15 protein-coding genes are annotated in these 18,155 nt (G+C 66.5%); 4 read left to right on the top strand and 11 right to left on the bottom strand.

Translation table 11 applies throughout. From position 1 onward, the window contains the following. Window positions 1-223 precede the first annotated feature (223 nt). The 9 genes from QX070_RS32435 to QX070_RS32395 all read right to left on the bottom strand — a co-directional run bounded on the left by QX070_RS32435 (window position 224) and on the right by QX070_RS32395 (window position 11,640). Window positions 224-1,096 (bottom strand): helix-turn-helix domain-containing GNAT family N-acetyltransferase, encoded by an 873-nt coding sequence (locus QX070_RS32435; protein WP_315741208.1) that lies wholly within the window; start codon window positions 1,094-1,096, stop codon window positions 224-226. 359 nt (window positions 1,097-1,455) lie between these two features. Beyond that, a complete protein-coding gene (locus QX070_RS32430; RefSeq protein WP_315741207.1) occupies window positions 1,456-2,391 on the bottom strand; it encodes a sugar-binding protein in 936 nt (311 codons plus the stop codon). Window positions 2,392-2,474: 83 nt separating this feature from the next. Next, window positions 2,475-3,572 (bottom strand): ABC transporter permease, encoded by a 1,098-nt coding sequence (locus tag QX070_RS32425; RefSeq protein WP_315741206.1) that lies wholly within the window; start codon window positions 3,570-3,572, stop codon window positions 2,475-2,477. Next, window positions 3,572-4,339, bottom strand: a complete 768-nt coding sequence (locus tag QX070_RS32420; protein ID WP_315741222.1) for an ATP-binding cassette domain-containing protein — start codon at window positions 4,337-4,339, stop codon at window positions 3,572-3,574. The genes QX070_RS32425 and QX070_RS32420 overlap by 1 nt, the downstream gene beginning before the upstream one ends. Before the next feature lie 46 nt (window positions 4,340-4,385). Next, a complete protein-coding gene (gene xylA, locus QX070_RS32415; RefSeq protein ID WP_315741205.1) occupies window positions 4,386-5,708 on the bottom strand; it encodes a xylose isomerase in 1,323 nt (440 codons plus the stop codon). Between the two features lie 6 nt (window positions 5,709-5,714). Beyond that, on the bottom strand, window positions 5,715-7,163 hold the full coding sequence (xylB, locus tag QX070_RS32410) for a xylulokinase (RefSeq protein WP_315741204.1): 1,449 nt from the start codon (window positions 7,161-7,163) through the stop codon (window positions 5,715-5,717). 119 nt (window positions 7,164-7,282) lie between these two features. Then, window positions 7,283-8,311, bottom strand: coding sequence for a LacI family DNA-binding transcriptional regulator (locus QX070_RS32405; RefSeq protein WP_315741203.1), 1,029 nt, complete (start codon window positions 8,309-8,311; stop codon window positions 7,283-7,285). Between the two features lie 1,063 nt (window positions 8,312-9,374). After that, window positions 9,375-10,547: a 4-hydroxybenzoate 3-monooxygenase gene (pobA, locus tag QX070_RS32400; RefSeq protein WP_315741202.1), complete on the bottom strand. Its 1,173-nt coding sequence runs from the start codon at window positions 10,545-10,547 to the stop codon at window positions 9,375-9,377. Between the two features lie 178 nt (window positions 10,548-10,725). Then, a complete protein-coding gene (locus QX070_RS32395; protein ID WP_315741201.1) occupies window positions 10,726-11,640 on the bottom strand; it encodes a helix-turn-helix domain-containing protein in 915 nt (304 codons plus the stop codon). Between the two features lie 133 nt (window positions 11,641-11,773). On the opposite strand from QX070_RS32395, the gene QX070_RS32390 reads away from it, so the two are divergent. Beyond that, window positions 11,774-12,937: a cytochrome P450 gene (locus QX070_RS32390; protein WP_315741200.1), complete on the top strand. Its 1,164-nt coding sequence runs from the start codon at window positions 11,774-11,776 to the stop codon at window positions 12,935-12,937. Window positions 12,938-13,042: 105 nt separating this feature from the next. On the opposite strand, the gene QX070_RS32385 is transcribed toward QX070_RS32390, so the two are convergent. After that, window positions 13,043-14,161 carry an NADH:flavin oxidoreductase gene (locus QX070_RS32385; RefSeq protein WP_315741199.1) on the bottom strand — a complete coding sequence of 373 codons (1,119 nt, stop codon included), beginning with the start codon at window positions 14,159-14,161 and terminating at the stop codon, window positions 13,043-13,045. A 181-nt stretch (window positions 14,162-14,342) separates the two neighbouring features. Between QX070_RS32385 and QX070_RS32380 the strand changes: the two genes are divergently transcribed. Continuing rightward, a complete protein-coding gene (locus tag QX070_RS32380) occupies window positions 14,343-14,666 on the top strand; it encodes a helix-turn-helix domain-containing protein (RefSeq protein WP_315741221.1) in 324 nt (107 codons plus the stop codon). Window positions 14,667-14,686: 20 nt separating this feature from the next. Here QX070_RS32380 and QX070_RS32375 read toward each other — a convergent pair whose 3' ends face one another. Then, the gene (locus QX070_RS32375; protein WP_315741198.1) at window positions 14,687-16,171 is read right to left on the bottom strand and encodes an AMP nucleosidase; all 1,485 of its coding nucleotides are present in this window, start codon (window positions 16,169-16,171) and stop codon (window positions 14,687-14,689) included. A 251-nt stretch (window positions 16,172-16,422) separates the two neighbouring features. On the opposite strand from QX070_RS32375, the gene QX070_RS32370 reads away from it, so the two are divergent. Beyond that, window positions 16,423-17,265, top strand: a complete 843-nt coding sequence (locus QX070_RS32370; protein WP_315741197.1) for a shikimate dehydrogenase — start codon at window positions 16,423-16,425, stop codon at window positions 17,263-17,265. Window positions 17,266-17,289: 24 nt separating this feature from the next. Next, window positions 17,290-18,141 carry an amidohydrolase family protein gene (locus QX070_RS32365; protein WP_315741196.1) on the top strand — a complete coding sequence of 284 codons (852 nt, stop codon included), beginning with the start codon at window positions 17,290-17,292 and terminating at the stop codon, window positions 18,139-18,141. Window positions 18,142-18,155 lie beyond the last annotated feature (14 nt).

Genomic DNA, 18,155 nt, shown 5'->3' with positions numbered 1-18,155 from the left:
TTGCGTCAGGCTCAGGCAACAAATTAGACTCAAAGCACGCCCGTCTGCCTCTCATCGCTGGAACCCAACGACCCTCATCCAATCACCCGCCGGTTGCCCATCGCTTAACGCCGAGCAGGCCGACGGGGTCCGTCGCAGAGGTCCCCTAGCAATTCGCCGACCACAAGGCGCTCGCGTTCCTGAAGCCCGATGCACGAGCGCCGAGCGTCACGGGAGATCGACCTCAAACCTGCTTCTCGAAGAACAGATCCGGATACGGATCGTCGTTGAAGCGGTCGATCTCGGTCCAGCCGGTGCGGCGATAGAGCTGGACGGCCTCGGTCAGCGCGCTGTTGCTGTCGAGACGGAGCGTCGTGATCGACAGCTTTCGCGCGGCGTCCTCGGCCGCATCCATCAGCCGCCGGCCGAGGCCAAGCCCGCGCGCCGCGGGCGCGACCCACAGCCGCTTGATCTCGGCGACATCGCCGCCGCTGCCCTTCAGCCCGACGCAGCCGAGCGGCAGGCCGTCGGACAGCGCCACGAAGAAAGCCCCGCGCGGGGGCGTCATGTCGGCGGCGTCGGGATCGCGCGACAGCGCGACGTCGTAGCCGCGTTCGAAGCGGCGTGACAGCTCGGCGTAGTACTCGCCGAGGCAGTAGCGCGACTGCTCGCCGCGCGGATCAACCTCGTCGATGGCGATGCGGCTGCGTCCGAGCGCGGCCGCAACCAGGTCCATCGCCGCCAAAAGCGCCTCGGGCTGGCCGTGACGCGCCAGCATCGATTCGGCCTGGGCGTTGGAGAGCGTCTCATAGGCCTCGAATTCGCGCCGCCCGGCGGCCGTGAGCCTGGCGATGCGGCGGCGCGCGTCGTCGGGATGCGGCCTGGTCGTCACCAGCCCCTCCTCCTCCAGGCTGCGCAGCAGCCGGCTCATCAGCCCGGAATCGAGCGCGAGATAGTCGCGCAGATCGGCGACGTCGCTGCGGCCATGGCCGATCGCATTGAGCACGCGGGCCGCCCCGAGCGGCCGCCCGCGCCCGAGAAACGAGGTGTCGAGCGCGCCAACCTCCGAGGTGACGGCGCGGTTGAAGCGGCGGACGCGAGAGATGGGGTCGAGCATGATGTCTGACTTTAGTCAGATATATCCCCCTGTCAATCGTCCGGGCCCGTGTTGCCCGCACTGTCATCATCCGCCACCGGGTCTCGCCTTCGGCGAGCCCAATGACAGGCTCCGGCGGATGATCCAGCACGCCGCGGCGTCTCGATTGCCCACGACCGTCTCTGGAATACTGGATCGTCCGCCGTCGCGGACGATGACAGTGTGGTGGAGACGATCAGCATCGTCGTGGAGCGAGACAACGCAAACGCAGGCCGTCTTTGGTGCCCGCTCCACGCGACAAAAGCATCCCAAACAAAAAGGGCGGCCCAGCCGCCGGCCGAAGCCGGATGCCGGACCGCCAGGTTTTCCCCGGGAGGAACTCAGTTCAGAAGCTTGGCGACGTTGTCCTTGGTGACGAGATCGAGGCCGGTGTAGATCACGTCCGGCACCTTCTCGCCCTTCTTGATCGCGAGCAGCGTGTCCATCGCCTTCTCGCCCATCTCGAACGGGCGCTGGCCGGTCAGCGCGTTGGAATAGCCGTCACGCAGCAATTCGAGCTGCATCTTGAGCGTGTCGGCGACGACCAGCGTCAGCTTGCCGGCGTCGATGTCCTTGCGGTTCTTGTTGACGAAGGCCTTGTAGCCCTCGGGCGCGAACATCGGCCAGCCGCCGATCGGCACGATGGCGCCGAGATCCGGCGTCGCGGTGCGCAGATCGGCCATCTGCTGCACGGCGAGCGCGGGATCGTCGTTGCAGAAGGTCGGCGAGCCCGCCACCTCCGTCCACTTCGAGCCCTTCAGCGCCTCACGCACGCCATCGACGCGCTCGGCGAGGTTCTTGGCGCCGGGGCCGCCGGAGACGACGGCATATTTGCCGCCGTCGGGTCGGAGCTGCAGCAGCTGCTTGCCGAGCGCCAGCCCGAAATCCTTGTTGTTGGTGCCGATATAGGCGATGCGCTTGGAGCCCGGCGCATCGGCATCGAAGGTGATCACCGGAATGCCGGCGGCGGTCGCCGCCTCGATCGACTTCGTCATCGCGGCAACGTCGGCCACCGAGATCGCCAAGCCGTCGACCTTCTGCGTGACGAAGTCCTGGATGATCTGCGCCTGGGTGGCCGGCTCGTGCTCGACCGGACCCTTGTAGATGCACTCGACGTTGCCGAGCTCCTTGGCGCGCTTCAGGCAGCCGTCGCGCGCGACGTCGAAGAACGGATTGTTCATCGCCTTTGGCACGATGGCGAAGCGGTATTTGGTCTCGGCCTGCGCCGGGGCCATCAAAATCGCGAGCGATGCGACCGCATAGAGCAGCTTCTTCATGGGTTTCCCTCCTCCATGTCTATCCCTGATGATTGTCTGTTCCGGGTGAGGATAGACGCGCTTGTCATCCCGGCCAGTATTCGTCACAGCAGGCGTGCGCGGATACGATCCACAAGCACGGCGGCGATGATGATCACGCCGACCAGCGTCTGTTGCCAGTAGGAGTTGACCTGCGCCAGCACCAAGCCGTTCCTGATCACTTCGAGCAGCACGCAGCCGACGATGGCGCCGAGCGGTCCGCCGAGACCGCCGGCGAGGTTGGCGCCGCCGATCACGGCCGCCGCGATCACGTTGAGCTCATAGGACGTCGCCATGTTGGCGGGCGCGGAGCCGAGCCAGCCGGAGATGATGATGCCCTGCAGGCCGGCGGCGAGCGCGCCGATCACATAGACCTCGATCTTCACGCGGGGCACCGAGACGCCGGTCAGCTCCGCCGCCTTCTCGTTGCCACCGATCGCGAACACGTGGCGGCCGAACGCGGTGTGGTGCAGCACCAGCGCCATCACCAGCGCCAGCGCGATCAGATAGATGAAGGGCGCCGGCACGCCGTAGACATCGCCCTGCGTCAGAGCATAGAAATAATCGGCGTCGGGGCCGCCGGGGAAGCTGCCCTTGCCGTTCGAGATCACATAGCTGAGACCGCGCACGATCGACAGCATGCCGAGCGTGGTCACGAACGGCGACAGCCCGAGCAAGGCGATGCAGACGCCGTTGATCAGGCCGACGACGAGCGAGACCGCAAGGCCTGCCAGCACCGAGACGATCAGGATCAGGCCGGGCACGTTGGCGACCACGGTCTTGCCGTCCGCGGCGAGATGCACGAACAGCGACGACAGCGGCATGCCGGGAGTCGATAGCGTCGTCATCACCATCGAGGTGATCATCGCCGCAAAGCACATCATCGAGCCGACCGACAGGTCGATGCCGCCGGTAATGATGACAAAGGTGATGCCGAGCGTCGCGATGGCGATGAAGGAGAAGTTCTTGGCGACGTTCTGCAGATTGCCTTCGGTCAGGAAATATGGACTGGCGAAGCTCATCACGATGATGAGGGCGATGAGCGCCAGCGTGACGTAGGCCGTCTGCGAGGCGAACACGCCGCGGTTCCACCATCTGATGACGCCGACATTGGTGAAGGTGACGTCGGTGCCGGCGGAGCTGGTCTCGGATGGAACGGACATCACGCCGCCTCCTTGGCGCCAGTGATCAGCGCGGTCACTTCCTCGGGGCTGGTCTCGCCGACCGGCTTGTCGGCCTTCTTCTCGCCGCGGCGCATCACCACGACGCGATCGCACACCGCGAAGATGTCGGGCATGCGGTGCGAGATCAGGACGACGGCGATACCCTGTTCCTTCAGGCGATGGATCAGGCTCAGCACCTGCTCGACCTGGCGCACCGAGATCGCCGCGGTCGGCTCGTCCATCATCACCAGTCTGGCGTTGGACAGCCGCGTGCGCGCGATCGCCACCGCCTGGCGCTGGCCGCCCGACATGTCCTTGACGAGATCGTGCGGCCGCGTCTCCGAGCGCAGCTCGCGAAACAGCTCCAGCGCGCGCGCCTCCATGCCCTTGTGGTCGAGCAGCACCAGCGGGCCGAAATTGCGTTTCAGCTCGCGGCCGAGAAACACGTTGGCGGCGGCGGTGAGATTGTTGGCGAGCGCGAGGTCCTGGTACACGACCTCGATGCCGACGCTGCGCGAATCCATCGGGCGATGGAAATGCACCTCGCGGCCGCCGAAATGAATCGTGCCCTGGCTCGGCGGGAAATTGCCGGCGATGATCCTCACCAGCGTCGACTTGCCGGCGCCGTTGTCGCCCATCAGGCCGACGACCTCGCCGGCGCCGATCGTAAGATCGACGCCCTGCAGCGCGCGGATCGCGCCGAACTGCTTGCCGAGGCCCTTCAGCTCCAAGACTGGCTCCAAGACCGGCTGCGCGGCGGTGCTCATCACGGCGCGCTCAGCGTCATTCGTCATCGTGCGCAGGCTGCTGTCGTCAGACATAGCGGTTCACCACGCTTTCGAGATATTCCTGGCGGCCGGACCGCGGCTGCGGATCGAGGCCGGTGTCGACGGCGCGGTCGGCGAGCTCGGCGAGCGAGCGGCGGCCGGCGAGGATCGCCTGCCCCTCGTCGTCGTCCCAGCCGGCGTAGCGCCGCGCCAGCGGCGCGGTCAGCGCACTGTCGGTCAGCATCTCGTCGGCGGCGATCAGCGCCCGCGCGCAGGCGTCCATCGAGCCGACATGGGCGTGCAGCAGGTCATCCGGATCGATCGACTGCCGGCGGATCTTGGCGTCGAAATTCAGCCCGCCCGTGGTGAAGCCACCGCCCTTGAGCATGTCGTGGAACACCAGCGCCAGCTCCGGCACGTTCATCGCGAACTGGTCGGTGTCCCAGCCCAGCAGGTCGTCGCCGCGGTTGATGTCAAGCGAGCCGAACACGCCGAGCGCCTGCGCCAGCGCGATCTCGTGCTGGAACGAGTGGCCGGCGAGGATGGCGTGGTTCTGCTCGATGTTGAGCTTGACGTCATCGAGCAGATCGTAGCGCCGCAGGAAGCCGTAGCAGGTGGCGACGTCGAAATCGTACTGATGCTTGGTCGGCTCCTTCGGCTTCGGCTCGATCAGCAGCGGCCCCTTGAAGCCGATCTTGTGCTTGTGCTCGACCACCAGCGAGACGAACCGGCCGAGCTGGTCGAGCTCGCGCTTCATGTCGGTGTTGAGCAGCGTCTCGTAGCCCTCGCGGCCGCCCCACAGCACGTAGTTGGCGCCGCCGAGACGATGCGTCACCTCGAGTGCGGCACGCACCTGTCCCGCCGCGTAGGTGAACACGTCCGGATCCGGATTGGTCGCGGCGCCCGCCATGTAGCGGCGATGCGAGAACAGGTTGGCGGTGCCCCACAGCAGCCGCACCTTGGCAGAGGCCATCTTCTGCTCGAACAGGTCGGCGATGACGTTGAGATTGGCGACCGACTCCTTCAGCGTCGCGCCTTCCGGCGCGGCGTCGACGTCGTGGAAGGTGAAGAACGGCACGTCGAGCAGCCGGAACAATTCGAACGCGACGTCAGCCTTGGCGCGCGCCATTGCCAGCGCATCATCGCCGTGCTGCCAAGGCCGCAGGAAGGTCTCGCCGCCGAACGGATCGCTGCCCGGCCAGCAGAACGAATGCCAGTAGCAGACCGCGAAGCGCAGATGATCCTCCATCCGCTTGCCCCGGATGACGCGATCCTTGTCGTACCAGCGGAACGACAGCGGGCTGCGCGACTCGGGCCCGCCATAGGTGACGGTTGCGCCGGTCTGGAAGAAGGGAGCCTGGACGTTCACGAGGGTTTACTCCTTGAGAGCGGGATAGAGCTTGCGCCATTGCGCGTAGGCGGCGTCGTATGCCGCGCGCTGCGGCGCGCGGGGTTCGAAACTCTGCAGCCGCTGCGGCTTGCGGCAGACATCGGCCGGTGCTGCGCCGGTCGCGGCGAGACGGCCGAGCCGCGCGGCGCCGATGGCGGCGCCGACCTCGCCCTCCTCGACCCGGTGTACGGTGACGCCGAGCACGTCGGCCATGATCTGTGCCCACAACAAGGAGCGCGAGCCGCCGCCGACCAGATCGAGCTCTCTGATCGGCTGCGCGCTACGCGCGAGCGCGGCGAACATGTCGCGTGAGGCAAACGCCACGCCCTCAAGCACCGCCTGCACGAGATCACCGCGGCCGGCGGCGCTGCGCAGGCCGACGAAGGCGCCGGCGGCATGGGCATCGTTGTGCGGGGTGCGCTCGCCGTCGAGATAAGGCAGGAACTGCACCGGGCTCGGACGTTCGACGCTGATACCGAGCGGCGCCAGCAGCGCGGCTTCCGGCGTCTCGAGAATGCGCGCCAGCCACGCCAGCGAGGCCGCGGCCGACAGCATCACGCCCATCTGATGCCACAGCCCGCCGAGCGCATGGCAGAACGCATGCACGGCCGCTTCCGGCGCCGGCGCGAAGCGGTCGGTTACCCGGAACAGCACGCCTGATGTGCCGAGCGACAGGAAGGCATCGCCAGGCGTGATGGCACCGAGTCCGATTGCGCTCGCCGCGTTGTCGCCGGCGCCGCCTGCGATCACGACATCAGCGCCCATGCCCCAGCGCCGCGCCAGCTCGGGCGACAACACGGCGCTCCGCTCATTGCCCTCGACGAGGCGCGGCATGTGATCGAGACCGAGCCCGGTCGCCGCCAGCAGTTTCTCCGACCAGCGCCGCGCGCCGACGTCGAGCCACAGGGTGCCCGCCGCATCCGACATGTCCTCGACCATCTCGCCGGACAGCCGATAGCGCACATAGGCCTTCGGCAGCAGCACCGTCGCAACCTCGGCAAAGATCTTCGGCTCGTGCTTCGCCACCCAGACGAGCTTCGGCGCGGTGAAGCCGGGCATCGCGAGATTGCCGGCGATCGTGTGCAATTCGGGGCAGCGGCGTTCGAGCTCGGCGCATTCGGCTTGCGAGCGGCCGTCATTCCACAGGATCGCGGGACGCAGCGGCCGGCCGTCGCGACCAAGCAAGGTCGCGCCGTGCATCTGGCCGGACAAGCCGATGCCGCGCACCGCTGACGTCTCACGCGGACGCTCACGCGCGAGATCATCGACCGCGCCGATGACGGCCTCGACCCAATGATCCGGATTCTGCTCGGACCACAGCGGCTGCGGATGCGACAGCGACAGCGGACGCGAGGCGTTCGCGATCAGCGCGCCCGTCTCGTCCTCCAGCACGGCCTTCACGCCGGATGTGCCGACATCCAGTCCGAGAAACACGACTCCACTCCTCCCACACGGACCGCCAGGCGCCTCGGCGATCTGCGTCGCCTCGAAACCAGCGCCTCGGTCGTTTCTCATTCCGTGTTCGGGCCGACCGCGTCACCGCGGCCACCCGCTCACGGCAGATTGTCCCGCATCACGATGTCGATGCGGATCGTCTCCTGTTCGCTCAGGATCGGCTCGCCGCGCGCCAGCGCCAGGAGCACGCGCACCGCGGAGCGCGCCTCGTGTCCCGGGTTCTGCGAAATCGCCGCATCCATCACGCCGTTCAACAGCAGCTTGCGCGTCAGCGCCGTCACATCATGGCCGACGAACACGATGTCATCGGCCCGCCCCGACTCGGTCAGCGCCTTGGCGACGCCGGCCGTGCCAGCGCCGACATTGTAGAGCCCGACGATGTCGCGATACTCGGTCAGCAGCTCGCGCATGAGGTGCTCTGAGCGATCGTCCACATCATGCCCCTCAGCAACCGGCAAAACCTCAAGTTGCCGAAACTCCGCCGCCAGAACCTGGCCGAAGCCGAAGATGCGCTCGGCATGATCGCGCAGGCCTTGCGAGCCGGCCATGATCGCGACCCGCCCCGCCCTGCCGCCGGCGAAGCGTCCGACCAGCGCACCCGCGGTGCGGCCAGCGGCGATGTTGTCGATGCCGACATAATGATGCCGCCGCGACGACGGCACGTCGGAGACCAGAGTCACGACCTTGGCGCCGGACTCGACGAGATCATTGATCGCGGCGCGCACGCTCGGATGGTCGAGCGCCACCACCGCCGCACCGTCTACGCGACCGACCAGATCTTCGAGCTTGCCGGCCAGCACAGCCGGATCGAACACGTCCGTCGTGACGACATCGACCGAGAGCCGGCGCGCGGCCATCCAGCTCGCCAACTCGCCGAGATGCGCCTGAATCTGCTGCATGAAGGGATTGGCACCGGACGGCATCACGAAGGCAAAGCGCCGCGAGCGGGCACGGGCGAGTTCGGAGGCCGCCGCATGCGGCTGAAACGCGCTGCGCGCCATCGCATCCTTGACGCGCCGCACCGTGTCCGGGCGCACGCCCGGCCGGTTGTGCAGCACGCGGTCGACGGTGGCGAGGCTCACGCCCGCCTGCCGCGCAATATCCCGCAATGTCAGCGGCGCGTTCATGATCCTCCCCTTTGGGTTGAGGACCATAGCGCGGTTTTTGAGGTGCGCAACTCATTTTTCAGGGCGCGCGGGGAGGCCGACAGACTTTAGCAGTTGGCGCTAATCCAACAGCGCGCCCCGATCATCTGTCCCCCGATCTCGAGCTGAGCGAAGTTGCACCAGCGAAACACGGCGTCATCCTCCAAGCGGCCGCGGAGCGGTGACGGGGCTGACGGTCGCGTGTTCGATCAACATGCTGCATCCTGCTCATGGGGCTCGCGGGCAGCCGACGTTCCTGCGCGGCATTGAACGCGATCTGCCCGGCCCCTTCGAAAATTTTCCGCTTTTCAGAAAATATCTCTTTCGTCTTATCGGAAGATGTGCTTATCTCCGGCCATCCCGCCTCAACGAGAGGGGCGTTGCGCGCGATCGTCACGACACGCGAGGCGGGGATGCGGTGGCCGCGAGAGTTCGAGAGCAGGCTCGCGAGAGCATGCGGACGAGCGATCTCTTGCGGACGTGAAGTCGCAGCGTCCTGACACCCCGATGCTGGTGTCACGTTCGCGACGGCGCTCGAGGCGCCGCGCGGATCATGGTGGCCAGAAAGCCCGGCGCACCAGGGAGACTGCGTATAAGCGTGAGACTGCCGCGCAGGGAATGCCGGAGTGTTCGGCTGCACCTGTGGTACCTGCCGCCTGCATTTTCTTACGCAGGCGGGCCATGGGTGAGGCCTTCACCCGGCATTCCCTGCGCCCTCTCGATTATGGGAGGGGCGAGTTGATCGCAGACCTCGGGCATCATGTGCCGCGAGACCGCGTTGCCACGTCCTGCCTGCGCTGTTTGAGACGTGAATCCGATCTATCCCAACCGTTCTTCCCGGGCAAGCCGTGAGGCGCGAAGCGCGTCACGGCGCCGACCCGGGACCCACACTCCGCGGCAGTCATGATGGGCACAAAGCCAATCGCCAGCCTGCCTCAAACCGCTCCCTGGGGGTATGGGTCCCGGCGTTCGCCGGGACGACAGCGAGGCGACTGATGCGTGGTGCCATCAAGCAGCGCAGGCGAAACGCGTCGCGTTGACCTCGCTAGAAAGGCAGTCCGACATAGTTCTCCGCCAGCGACCGCTGCGCGGCCTCCGACGAGAACAGATAAGCGAGCTCGGTGTCCTGCAGTCTGTCGTCGTAGGACAACCGGTCGGGGAAACGATGCAAGAGCGTCGTCATCCACCAGGAGAAGCGCTGCGCCTTCCAGATCCGCGCCAGCGCCCGCTGCGAATAGCCGTCGATGCCGCGGTCGTCGCCCTTTTTGTAGTGATCGAGCAGCGCATGATAGAGATAGTAGATGTCGGACGCAGCCGAGTTCAGCCCGCGCGCACCGGTCGGCGGCACGATGTGGGCGGCGTCGCCGGCGAGGAACAGCCGGCCGTAGCGCATCGGCTCGGCGACGAAGCTGCGCAGCGGCGCGATGCTCTTCTCGATCGAGGGCCCCGTGATCAGCTTGGCCGCGATCTCCGCCGGCAGCCGGCGCTTCAGCTCCTCCCAGAACGCATCGTCGCTCCAGTCCTCGACCTTGTCGGTGAGCGGCACCTGGACATAGTACCGGCTCAGCACCTGCGAGCGCAGCGAGCACAGCGCGAAGCCCCGCTCGTGCTTGGCATAGATCAATTCCGGCGACACGGGCTTGGTGCGCGACAGCACGCCGAGCCAGCCGAACGGATACACCCGCTCGTATTCCGTCAGCTTGTCGTGCGGGATCGATTTGCGGCTGACGCCGTGGAAGCCGTCGGCGCCGATGATGTAGTCGCAGTCGATGCGGACGACCTCTTCGTCCTGACGGTAGGTGACGTAAGGCTTGTCGGAGGCGATGTCGTGCGGCGTCACGTCGGTCGCGTTGTGCACGACCTTGCCGCCGAGCTTGTCGCGGGCCTCGTAGAGATCGCGCGTCAGCTCGGTCTGGCCGTAGACCATCACCGAGTTGCCGCCGGAATATTTGTGCAGGTCGACGCGGTCGAGCTTGCCGTCATGGGCGATGTAGAAGCCGTGATGAATCTCGCCCTCGCGGTCCATGCGCTCGCCGCACTGCGCCTCGCGCATCAGCTCGGCAAAGCCGTGCTCGAGCACGCCGGCACGGATGCGCGACAGCACGTAGTCGCGGCTGGATTTCTCCAGGATGATCGTATCGATGCCCTGCAGATGCAGGAGCTGCGACAGCATCAGGCCCGACGGGCCGCCGCCGATGATGCAGACTTGGACTTTCATGGGCGTGTTCTCCCGGATTCGCAGACGCAGGCTTGTTGGGTATGCTTTTCAGTCGCTGATTTTAGCAAGGAATGTGCTGGGATCACTTGGATGGACGCGGCATTCTCTTGCACTTTTCCGACACCATGCCGCAATGCACAACAAACGCTGCAATGGTATCGGGCGGCGCCGATCACCCTCACGGCGGCGCCGCGCCGTCCCCCACCCCCATCGCACGGCGATAGTCGCGCGGGCTCGCCCCGGTGTGCCGCTTGAAGAAGCGGCAGAAATAGGCCGGGTCCTTGAAACCGAGCTCGAACGCCAGCTTCGACACCGGCGCTGCAATATAGGTGAGCCGCCGGCACGCCTCGCGCGCCAGCCGCGCATGCACGATGTCGAGCGCGGACTGGCCGGTCTCAGCCCGCGTCAACCGATTGAGCCGCTCCGGCGTCATGCCGAGCTCGTCGGCGTAGCGCGCCACCGACCAGTGATCGCGGTGATGCGCCTCGACCAGCACGATGAAGCGGGTGAACAGCGCCGCATGCCCGCTGCCGCGCCGCGCGCCTTGCGACTGCCGCGCGCTCTGCTGCGCCAGCCGCCACACGATCGAGCGACCGAGCCAATGCGGCACCGGCGAGGCCGCGGAATCGGCGGCGGCGAACTCGTCGGCGAGGTCGACGAACAGCGCGGCGATGCGCCGCGTCGCGACCGCCTGCGCATCGAGATGCAGGATCTGCGCGGTTGCGAACAGGTCGCGCAGCGCCTCGCCGGTCGCCGGGACGTCGCCCTCCACCACCGCCCGCGGATTGAACGTCAGCACATAGCCGTCGGTGTCGCGCGAGAAGCGGAAGGCATGGACCACGCCGGGCGGAATGATCACGGCGACCGGGCCGGTGCAGCGTTCGCGGCTTTCGTCCAAGGCGATCTCGGCCGGACCGGCAGCGACCCAGAGGATCTGGTGCAGGCCATGGTGTGTATGCGCTTCGATCTCCCAGCGATACAGCTTGCTGCGCACCTGGATCGGCTCGACATGCAGCATGTCCGGCTGCGCGGCCGACGCTTCGCCGTACAGCGCGAACGCGGGGATCGACGGCTTGGTGCGAAAGCGGGGCATGAGCGAGAGCTAACCCTGAATGTCGGAAAAGTACAAGTCTTGGCCGGCTTTCGTGTCTCACGCCGCGGCCACGGCTCGGCTAGATCAGTGAAAAGAACAACAACGACCACACTCAATGGAGAGGAGGCCCAACATGTTCGCGTTCGACCCGTATTCGCCTGCGGTCGATGCCGACCCGTTCCCATTCTACAAGACGCTGCGCGACGAGCACCCCTGCTTCTGGAGCCCGCAGGCCCAGGTGTGGATTCTGTCGCGCTATGCCGATGTGGCGGCGGCCGGCACGAACTGGCAGACCTATTCGTCGGCCAAGGGCAACCTGATGACCGAGCTGCCGAACCGCGCCGGCGCGACGCTCGGCACCACCGATCCGCCGCGCCACGACCGGCTGCGCGGCCTCGTCCAGCACGCGTTCATGAAGCGCAATCTGGAGAGCCTGTCAGGCCCGATCCGCGACATCGCGCGCGACTGCGCCGAGGCGCTGCGCGGCCAGGACCGGTTCGACTTCATCGAGGCGTTCTCCTCGAAATTCACCGTGCGCGTGCTGTTCGCCGCGCTCGGCCTGCCGCTCGGCGACGAGCAGACTGTGCGCGACAAGGCGGTGCTGATGGTGCAGAGCGATCCGGTGAGCCGCGCCAAGGGACCGCAGCACATCGCAGCCTACAACTGGATGCAGGACTATGCGGCCGGCATCATCGCGGAGCGCCGCGCGCGGCCGCAGAACGACTTGATCTCGCATTTCAGCATGGCCGAGATCGACGGCGACAAGCTCGACGAGCGCGAGGTGCTGCTGACGACGACAACGCTGATCATGGCCGGCATCGAGTCGCTCGGCGGTTTCATGACGATGCTGGCTTACAATCTCGCCGATCACGCCGAGGCGCGCCGGGCCGTCGTCGCCAATCCCGACCTGATGGCGGACGCCGTGGAAGAGTCGCTGCGCTTCAACACCTCGGCGCAGCGCTTCCGCCGCTGCCTGCAGAAGGACGTCACCTTGCACGGCCAGACCATGCGCGAGGGCGATTTCGTCTGCCTCGCCTACGGCTCCGCCAACCGCGACGAGCGGCAGTTTCCCAATCCGGATGTCTACGACATCGCGCGGAAACCGCGCGGCCATCTCGGTTTCGGCGGCGGCGTGCACGCCTGTCTGGGATCGGCGATCGCGCGCATGGCGATCAGGATCGCGTTCGACGAGCTGCACAAGGTCGTGCCGGACTATCGCCGCACCCAGGAGCAATTGCCCTGGATGCCGTCCTCGACCTTCCGCAGCCCGATGTATCTCGAGCTGACGGTGCATTAGTCCGTCGCAAGGACGGGATGGCAGGCTCGAGCTCGCGCCTCGCTGACGGTACGCCCCCTCGCCCCGCTTGCGCCGGGCGAGGGGCACCAACGGGTCGACAAGAGCTTACACCAGCGCGCCGAGATCCGCCGCGCTGAAGCCCTTCAGGCCCGCCTTGTCGCCGGACTTGATCTTCGCGACCCATTCGGCATCGCTGATCAGCGCGCGGCCGACCGCAATGAGGTCGAACTCCTCCTTGGCCATGCGCTCCAGCAGCGCGTCGAGATCGGCCGTCGTCGACGGCTTGCCGGCAAACGCCGAGAAGAATTCATCGGACAGGCCGACCGAGCCGACGCTGATGGTCGCAGCCCCCGTGATCTTCTTGGCCCAGCCGGCAAAGTTCAGGCCCTTCTCGCCGTCCACGTCCGGGAATTCCGGCTCCCAGAAACGGCGCTGCGAGCAGTGCAGGATGTCGACGCCGGCCGCGACCAGCGGCTGCAGCCAGTCGGCCATCAGCGCCGGCGTCTCGGCGAGGCGCGCCGCATAGTCCTGCTGCTTCCACTGGCTGACGCGCAGGATGATCGGGAAATCGGGACCCACCGCCTTGCGGATCGCGGCGACGACCTCGCCAGCGAAGCGCGAGCGCTCCTTGATGGTCGCGCCACCATAGCGGTCCTCGCGCTTGTTGGTGCCGGACCAGAAGAATTCATCGATCAGATAGCCGTGCGCACCGTGGATCTCGACGGTGTCGAAGCCGACCCGCTTGGCATCGGCCGCGGCCTGCGCGAAGGCGGCAACGGTGTCGGCAATGTCGTTCTCGCTCATCGCGTTGCCGCGCGGCTTGCCCGGCGCAACCAGCCCGGACGGGCTCTCGACCGGCGCATCGGGCTCCCAGCGGCTCATGCCCCTGGTCGAGCCTGTGTGCCAGATCTGTGGCGCGATGCGGCCGCCGGCGGCGTGCACGGCCGTGGCGACGCTCTGCCAGCCGGCCAGCGCGGCATCGCCGTGGAAGAAGGGAATATTGGGCTCGTTGCGCGAGGCCGGGCGGTTGACGACCGTGCCCTCGGTGAGGATCAGCCCCACGCCACCTTCGGCGCGGCGGCGGTAATAAGCGGCGTTGGCCTCGCCGGGAATGCCGTTCGGCGCCGCATTGCGGGTCATCGGCGCCATGACGATGCGGTTCTTCAGCTCCAGCGACTTCAGGCGAAACGGACGAAACAGCACGCTGGTATCGAGGTCGGACATTCAGGGGGCTCCATTGCGTTCGGAACCGCTCCAGTATACTTCGTAAACCTGAAGTCAATCAGGCACCCAAAGTCGCTCAGGTATATCCGAGGAAACCGCTGTCGTGACCGCCACGTCGACATCAGAGACCGCCCCGCTCCGCTGCAAGCCGCAGCACTTCTCGTCGGAATGCCCGAGCCGGGTGCTGATCGACCAGATCGCCGACAAATGGTCGATGATGGTGCTGGCGGTGCTCGACTCCGGACCGCTGCGCTTCAACGCGATCAAAAAGCAGCTCGAGGGCGTCACCCAGAAGGCGCTGACGCAATGCCTGCGCCGGCTGGAGCGGAACGGCCTCGTCGCCCGCGAGGTGATCGCGGACTCGCCGGTCGCGGTCCAATACGAGATCACGCCGCTCGGCCGTACCCTGCAGCCACCGTTCCGCGCGCTCTACGCCTGGACCATCGCCAAGATGCCGGAGGTCGAGCAGGCGCGTCAGGCGTTCGACGGGCGCCGGGGCCGCTGATCCCAGACGGCCACGGGCCGCTATTGAAATGCGACTTCGGCGAAGCTGCGCAGCTTGCGCGAATGCAGCCGCTCCGACTCCTGGTGCTTCAGGAGCTCCAGCGCCTTCAGCCCGATCTGGAGATGCTGGCCGACGCGCTGCCGATAGAAGTCGCCCGCCATGCCGGCGAGCTTGATCTCGCCATGCAGCGGCTTGTCGGACACGCAGAGCAACGTGCCGTAAGGCACGCGGAAGCGATAGCCATTGGCCGCGATCGTTGCCGACTCCATGTCGAGCGCGATGGCGCGCGATTGCGACAGCCGCCGGATCACCGCCGGACCGCTGATCTCCCAGTTGCGATTGTCGACGCTGGCGACGGTGCCGGTGCGCATCAGCCGCTTCAGCTCGAAACCGGAAAAGCCGGTGACCGCCTCGACGGCCTCTTCCAGTGCGACCTGCACCTCCGCAAGCGCCGGGATCGGCACCCAGGGTGGCAGCTCCTGGTCCAGCACATGATCCTCTCGGACATAGCCGTGCGCCAGCACATAGTCGCCGAGCCGCTGCGTGTTGCGAAGACCCGCACAATGGCCGACCATCAGCCACGCATGCGGCCGCAGCACCGCGATGTGGTCGGTGACGTTGCGTGCGTTCGAGGGCCCGGTGCCGATGTTGATCAGGGTAATGCCCTGGTGCCCGGGCTCGACCAGGTGAAAGGCCGGCATCTGCGGCGTGCGCGACGGCGCCGCGCCCGTGGTGCCGCCGCCGAGCCGCGCATTGCGCGTGATGACGTTGCCCGGCTCGACGAACGTCTCGGCGGCGCCCTGCCCCGCCGCGAGCTGCTGACGGCCCCAATCCGCGAAGGCATCGACGTAAAACTGGTAGTTCGTGAAGATCACGAAGTTCTGGAAGTGGTCGGGATCGGTCCCGGTGTAGTGATAGAGACGGCGCAGCGAGTAGTCGACGCGCGCGGCGCGAAACAGCGACAGCGGCTCCGGCATGCCCGGCGTCAGCTCGAGCGTGCCGTCGGCGATGGCGTCGTCCATGGTCGACAGATCCGGCACGTCGAACACGTCGCGCAAGGAGCGCGTCACCAGCGGGCTCTCGTGATGCGGCAGCGCCGTCTCGATGTTGATGTCGCGCCGATAGGCGAAATGGACCGGGATCGGCTCAGCCGACTCGCCGATCTCGACCGGTACGCCGTGGTTTTCGATCAGCAGGCGGATCTGCTGGGTCAGGTACGAGCGGAACAGGTCCGGCCGCGTGACGCTGGTCTCGTGCGCGCCAGGACCCGCAACGAAGCCGTAGGCGAGACGCGAGTCGAGCCGGGCGTGACTTGCGGTGGTCAGCCGCACGAAGGGATAGGTGGCGCGGATCCGTGTCGCCGGCACGACGCCGTTGGCATAGGCCTCGAAATGGCCGCGCAGGAAAGCGGTATTGCGCTCGTAGATCTCCTCGAGCCGGGCCACCGCGGCGGCGGCGTCGGTGAAGGTTTCTGTTGCCACGGGTGGCGGAGATTGGACAGTCAATGGCGATCCTTTGGGTCCGGCGGACGGTCGTCGAGGCAGACTTGCGCAATCATAGAAATCACCCCTGGCTTTGCCCAGGGGGCGGGTCACGCGATGACGCCCATGAACTGGACATTGAGCCATGATGCGCTGCATTGCGACAAGGATCTGTGGTCGAATGTTTCAATTGCCTGTGCGCGTCATTGCTCATAAGACGGTTTCACATTTGGCCGGGACAGGCCGATATCTGAAAAGGGAGGTCATCGCGCAGCATGTCGCAAGCGAATGGATTCGGATTGGCCGGCGTCATCGGCATGCCCGTTACTCACTCCCGCTCCCCCACGATCCACAATTTCTGGCTCAACGCGCACGGCCTGCGCGGCGCCTATGTGCCGCTCGCGGTTCAGCCGGAGCGGCTGAAGGATGCGCTCGCAGGACTGGTGGCACTCGGCTTTCGCGGCTGCAACGTCACCATGCCGCACAAGCAGACGGCGATGCCGCTGCTCGATCGGGTGAACGAAACCGCACGCCGCATCGGCGCCGTCAACACCATTGTCGTCGAATCCGACGGCACGCTGAGCGGCTTCAACAATGACGGCAACGGCTTTGTCCAGAGCCTGCGCGACGCCAGGCCGGACTGGCGCGCCGACGAAGGTCCTATTCTCTTGCTCGGCGCCGGCGGCGCTGCGCGCGCGGTGGTGGTGGCGCTGCTGGAGAACGGCGCCCGCGACATCCGCATCAGCAACCGCACCGCCGAGAAGGCGCAGGCCATTGCGGCCGAGTTCGGGTCGGCCATCAGCACGGTGGCGTGGGACGACCGCTCGGCGGCGGTGGCCGACGTCGCGCTGCTGATCAACAGCACCGATCGCGGCATGATCCGTAAGCCGGCGCTGGAGATCGATCTGGGGCGGCTCTCAGCCAAGACGCTCGTGGCAGACCTGATCTACACGCCGCTGGAGACGCCCTTCCTCGCGGACGCTCGCGCCCGCGGCTGCACGACGGTGAACGGCCTTGGCCTGCTGCTCAACCAGGCGCGCCTGGCCTTCCAGGCGTGGTTCGGGGTGCTGCCGGACGTGACGCCCGCGCTGATCAAGGCCATTCAAGCGACGTTCTGAACGTCGGTCAGAGAGGGCTCGACCATGGCACTTCCGGCAGGCCCCAGGATCGATTGCCACATCCACGCCATCGATCCCGCGCGCTTTCCTTACGCGCCGGACACGCCTTACCGTCCAACCGGTCAGGAGATCGCCACCGCTGCGCATCTGATCCGCGTACTCGATGTCTTCGACGTGCGCCATGCGCTGATCGTCGCGACGAATTCGGGTTATGGCTCGGACAGCCGCATCCTGCTCGATACGCTCGGACTCGGAAACGGGCGGTTCAAGGGCGTCGCTGTCGTCGAGAAGGACGTCGAGATCAAGGAGCTGCAGCGGCTCAAGGCCGCCGGCGTCGTCGGCATCGCCTTCAACGTGCCGTTTCATGGCACCGACTATTACCGTGACGCCGCGCCGCTGCTGGACAAGCTGACCGACCTCGATCTGTTTCTGCAGGTCCAGGTCGAGCAGGATCAACTGCTCGACTTGCTGCCGCTCATTGAAAGGTCAAAAGTCCGTCTCGTGTTCGATCACTGCGGCCGGCCTGCCGTCGAACACGGGCTGAAGCGCGCCGCCTTCCAGGCGCTGCTCGCACTCGGCCGCGAGCGTGATGCCTATGTGAAGCTATCCGGCTACTACAAGTTCGCGCGGCAGCCCTATCCCTACGCCGATACGTGGCCGTTCATCGCCGCGCTCGTCGATGCCTTCACGCTCGATCGTTGCGTCTGGGGCTCGGACTGGCCTTTCCTGCGTGCGCCTGAACGGCTCGACTACGGGCCGCTGCTGGCCGGCATCACCGAGATCTTTCCAGATCCCAACGACCAGCATCGGCTGCTATGGCGAACGCCATCGCGGCTGCTGGGCTTTGCAGAGATACCGATGAGTTCGTCACCATAAGCAAAAACAAGGGG

This window comes from Bradyrhizobium sp. SZCCHNR1093 (genome assembly GCF_032381175.1).
GTDB lineage: Bacteria > Pseudomonadota > Alphaproteobacteria > Rhizobiales > Xanthobacteraceae > Bradyrhizobium.
This window is presented reverse-complemented; position numbering and strand designations above follow the sequence as displayed.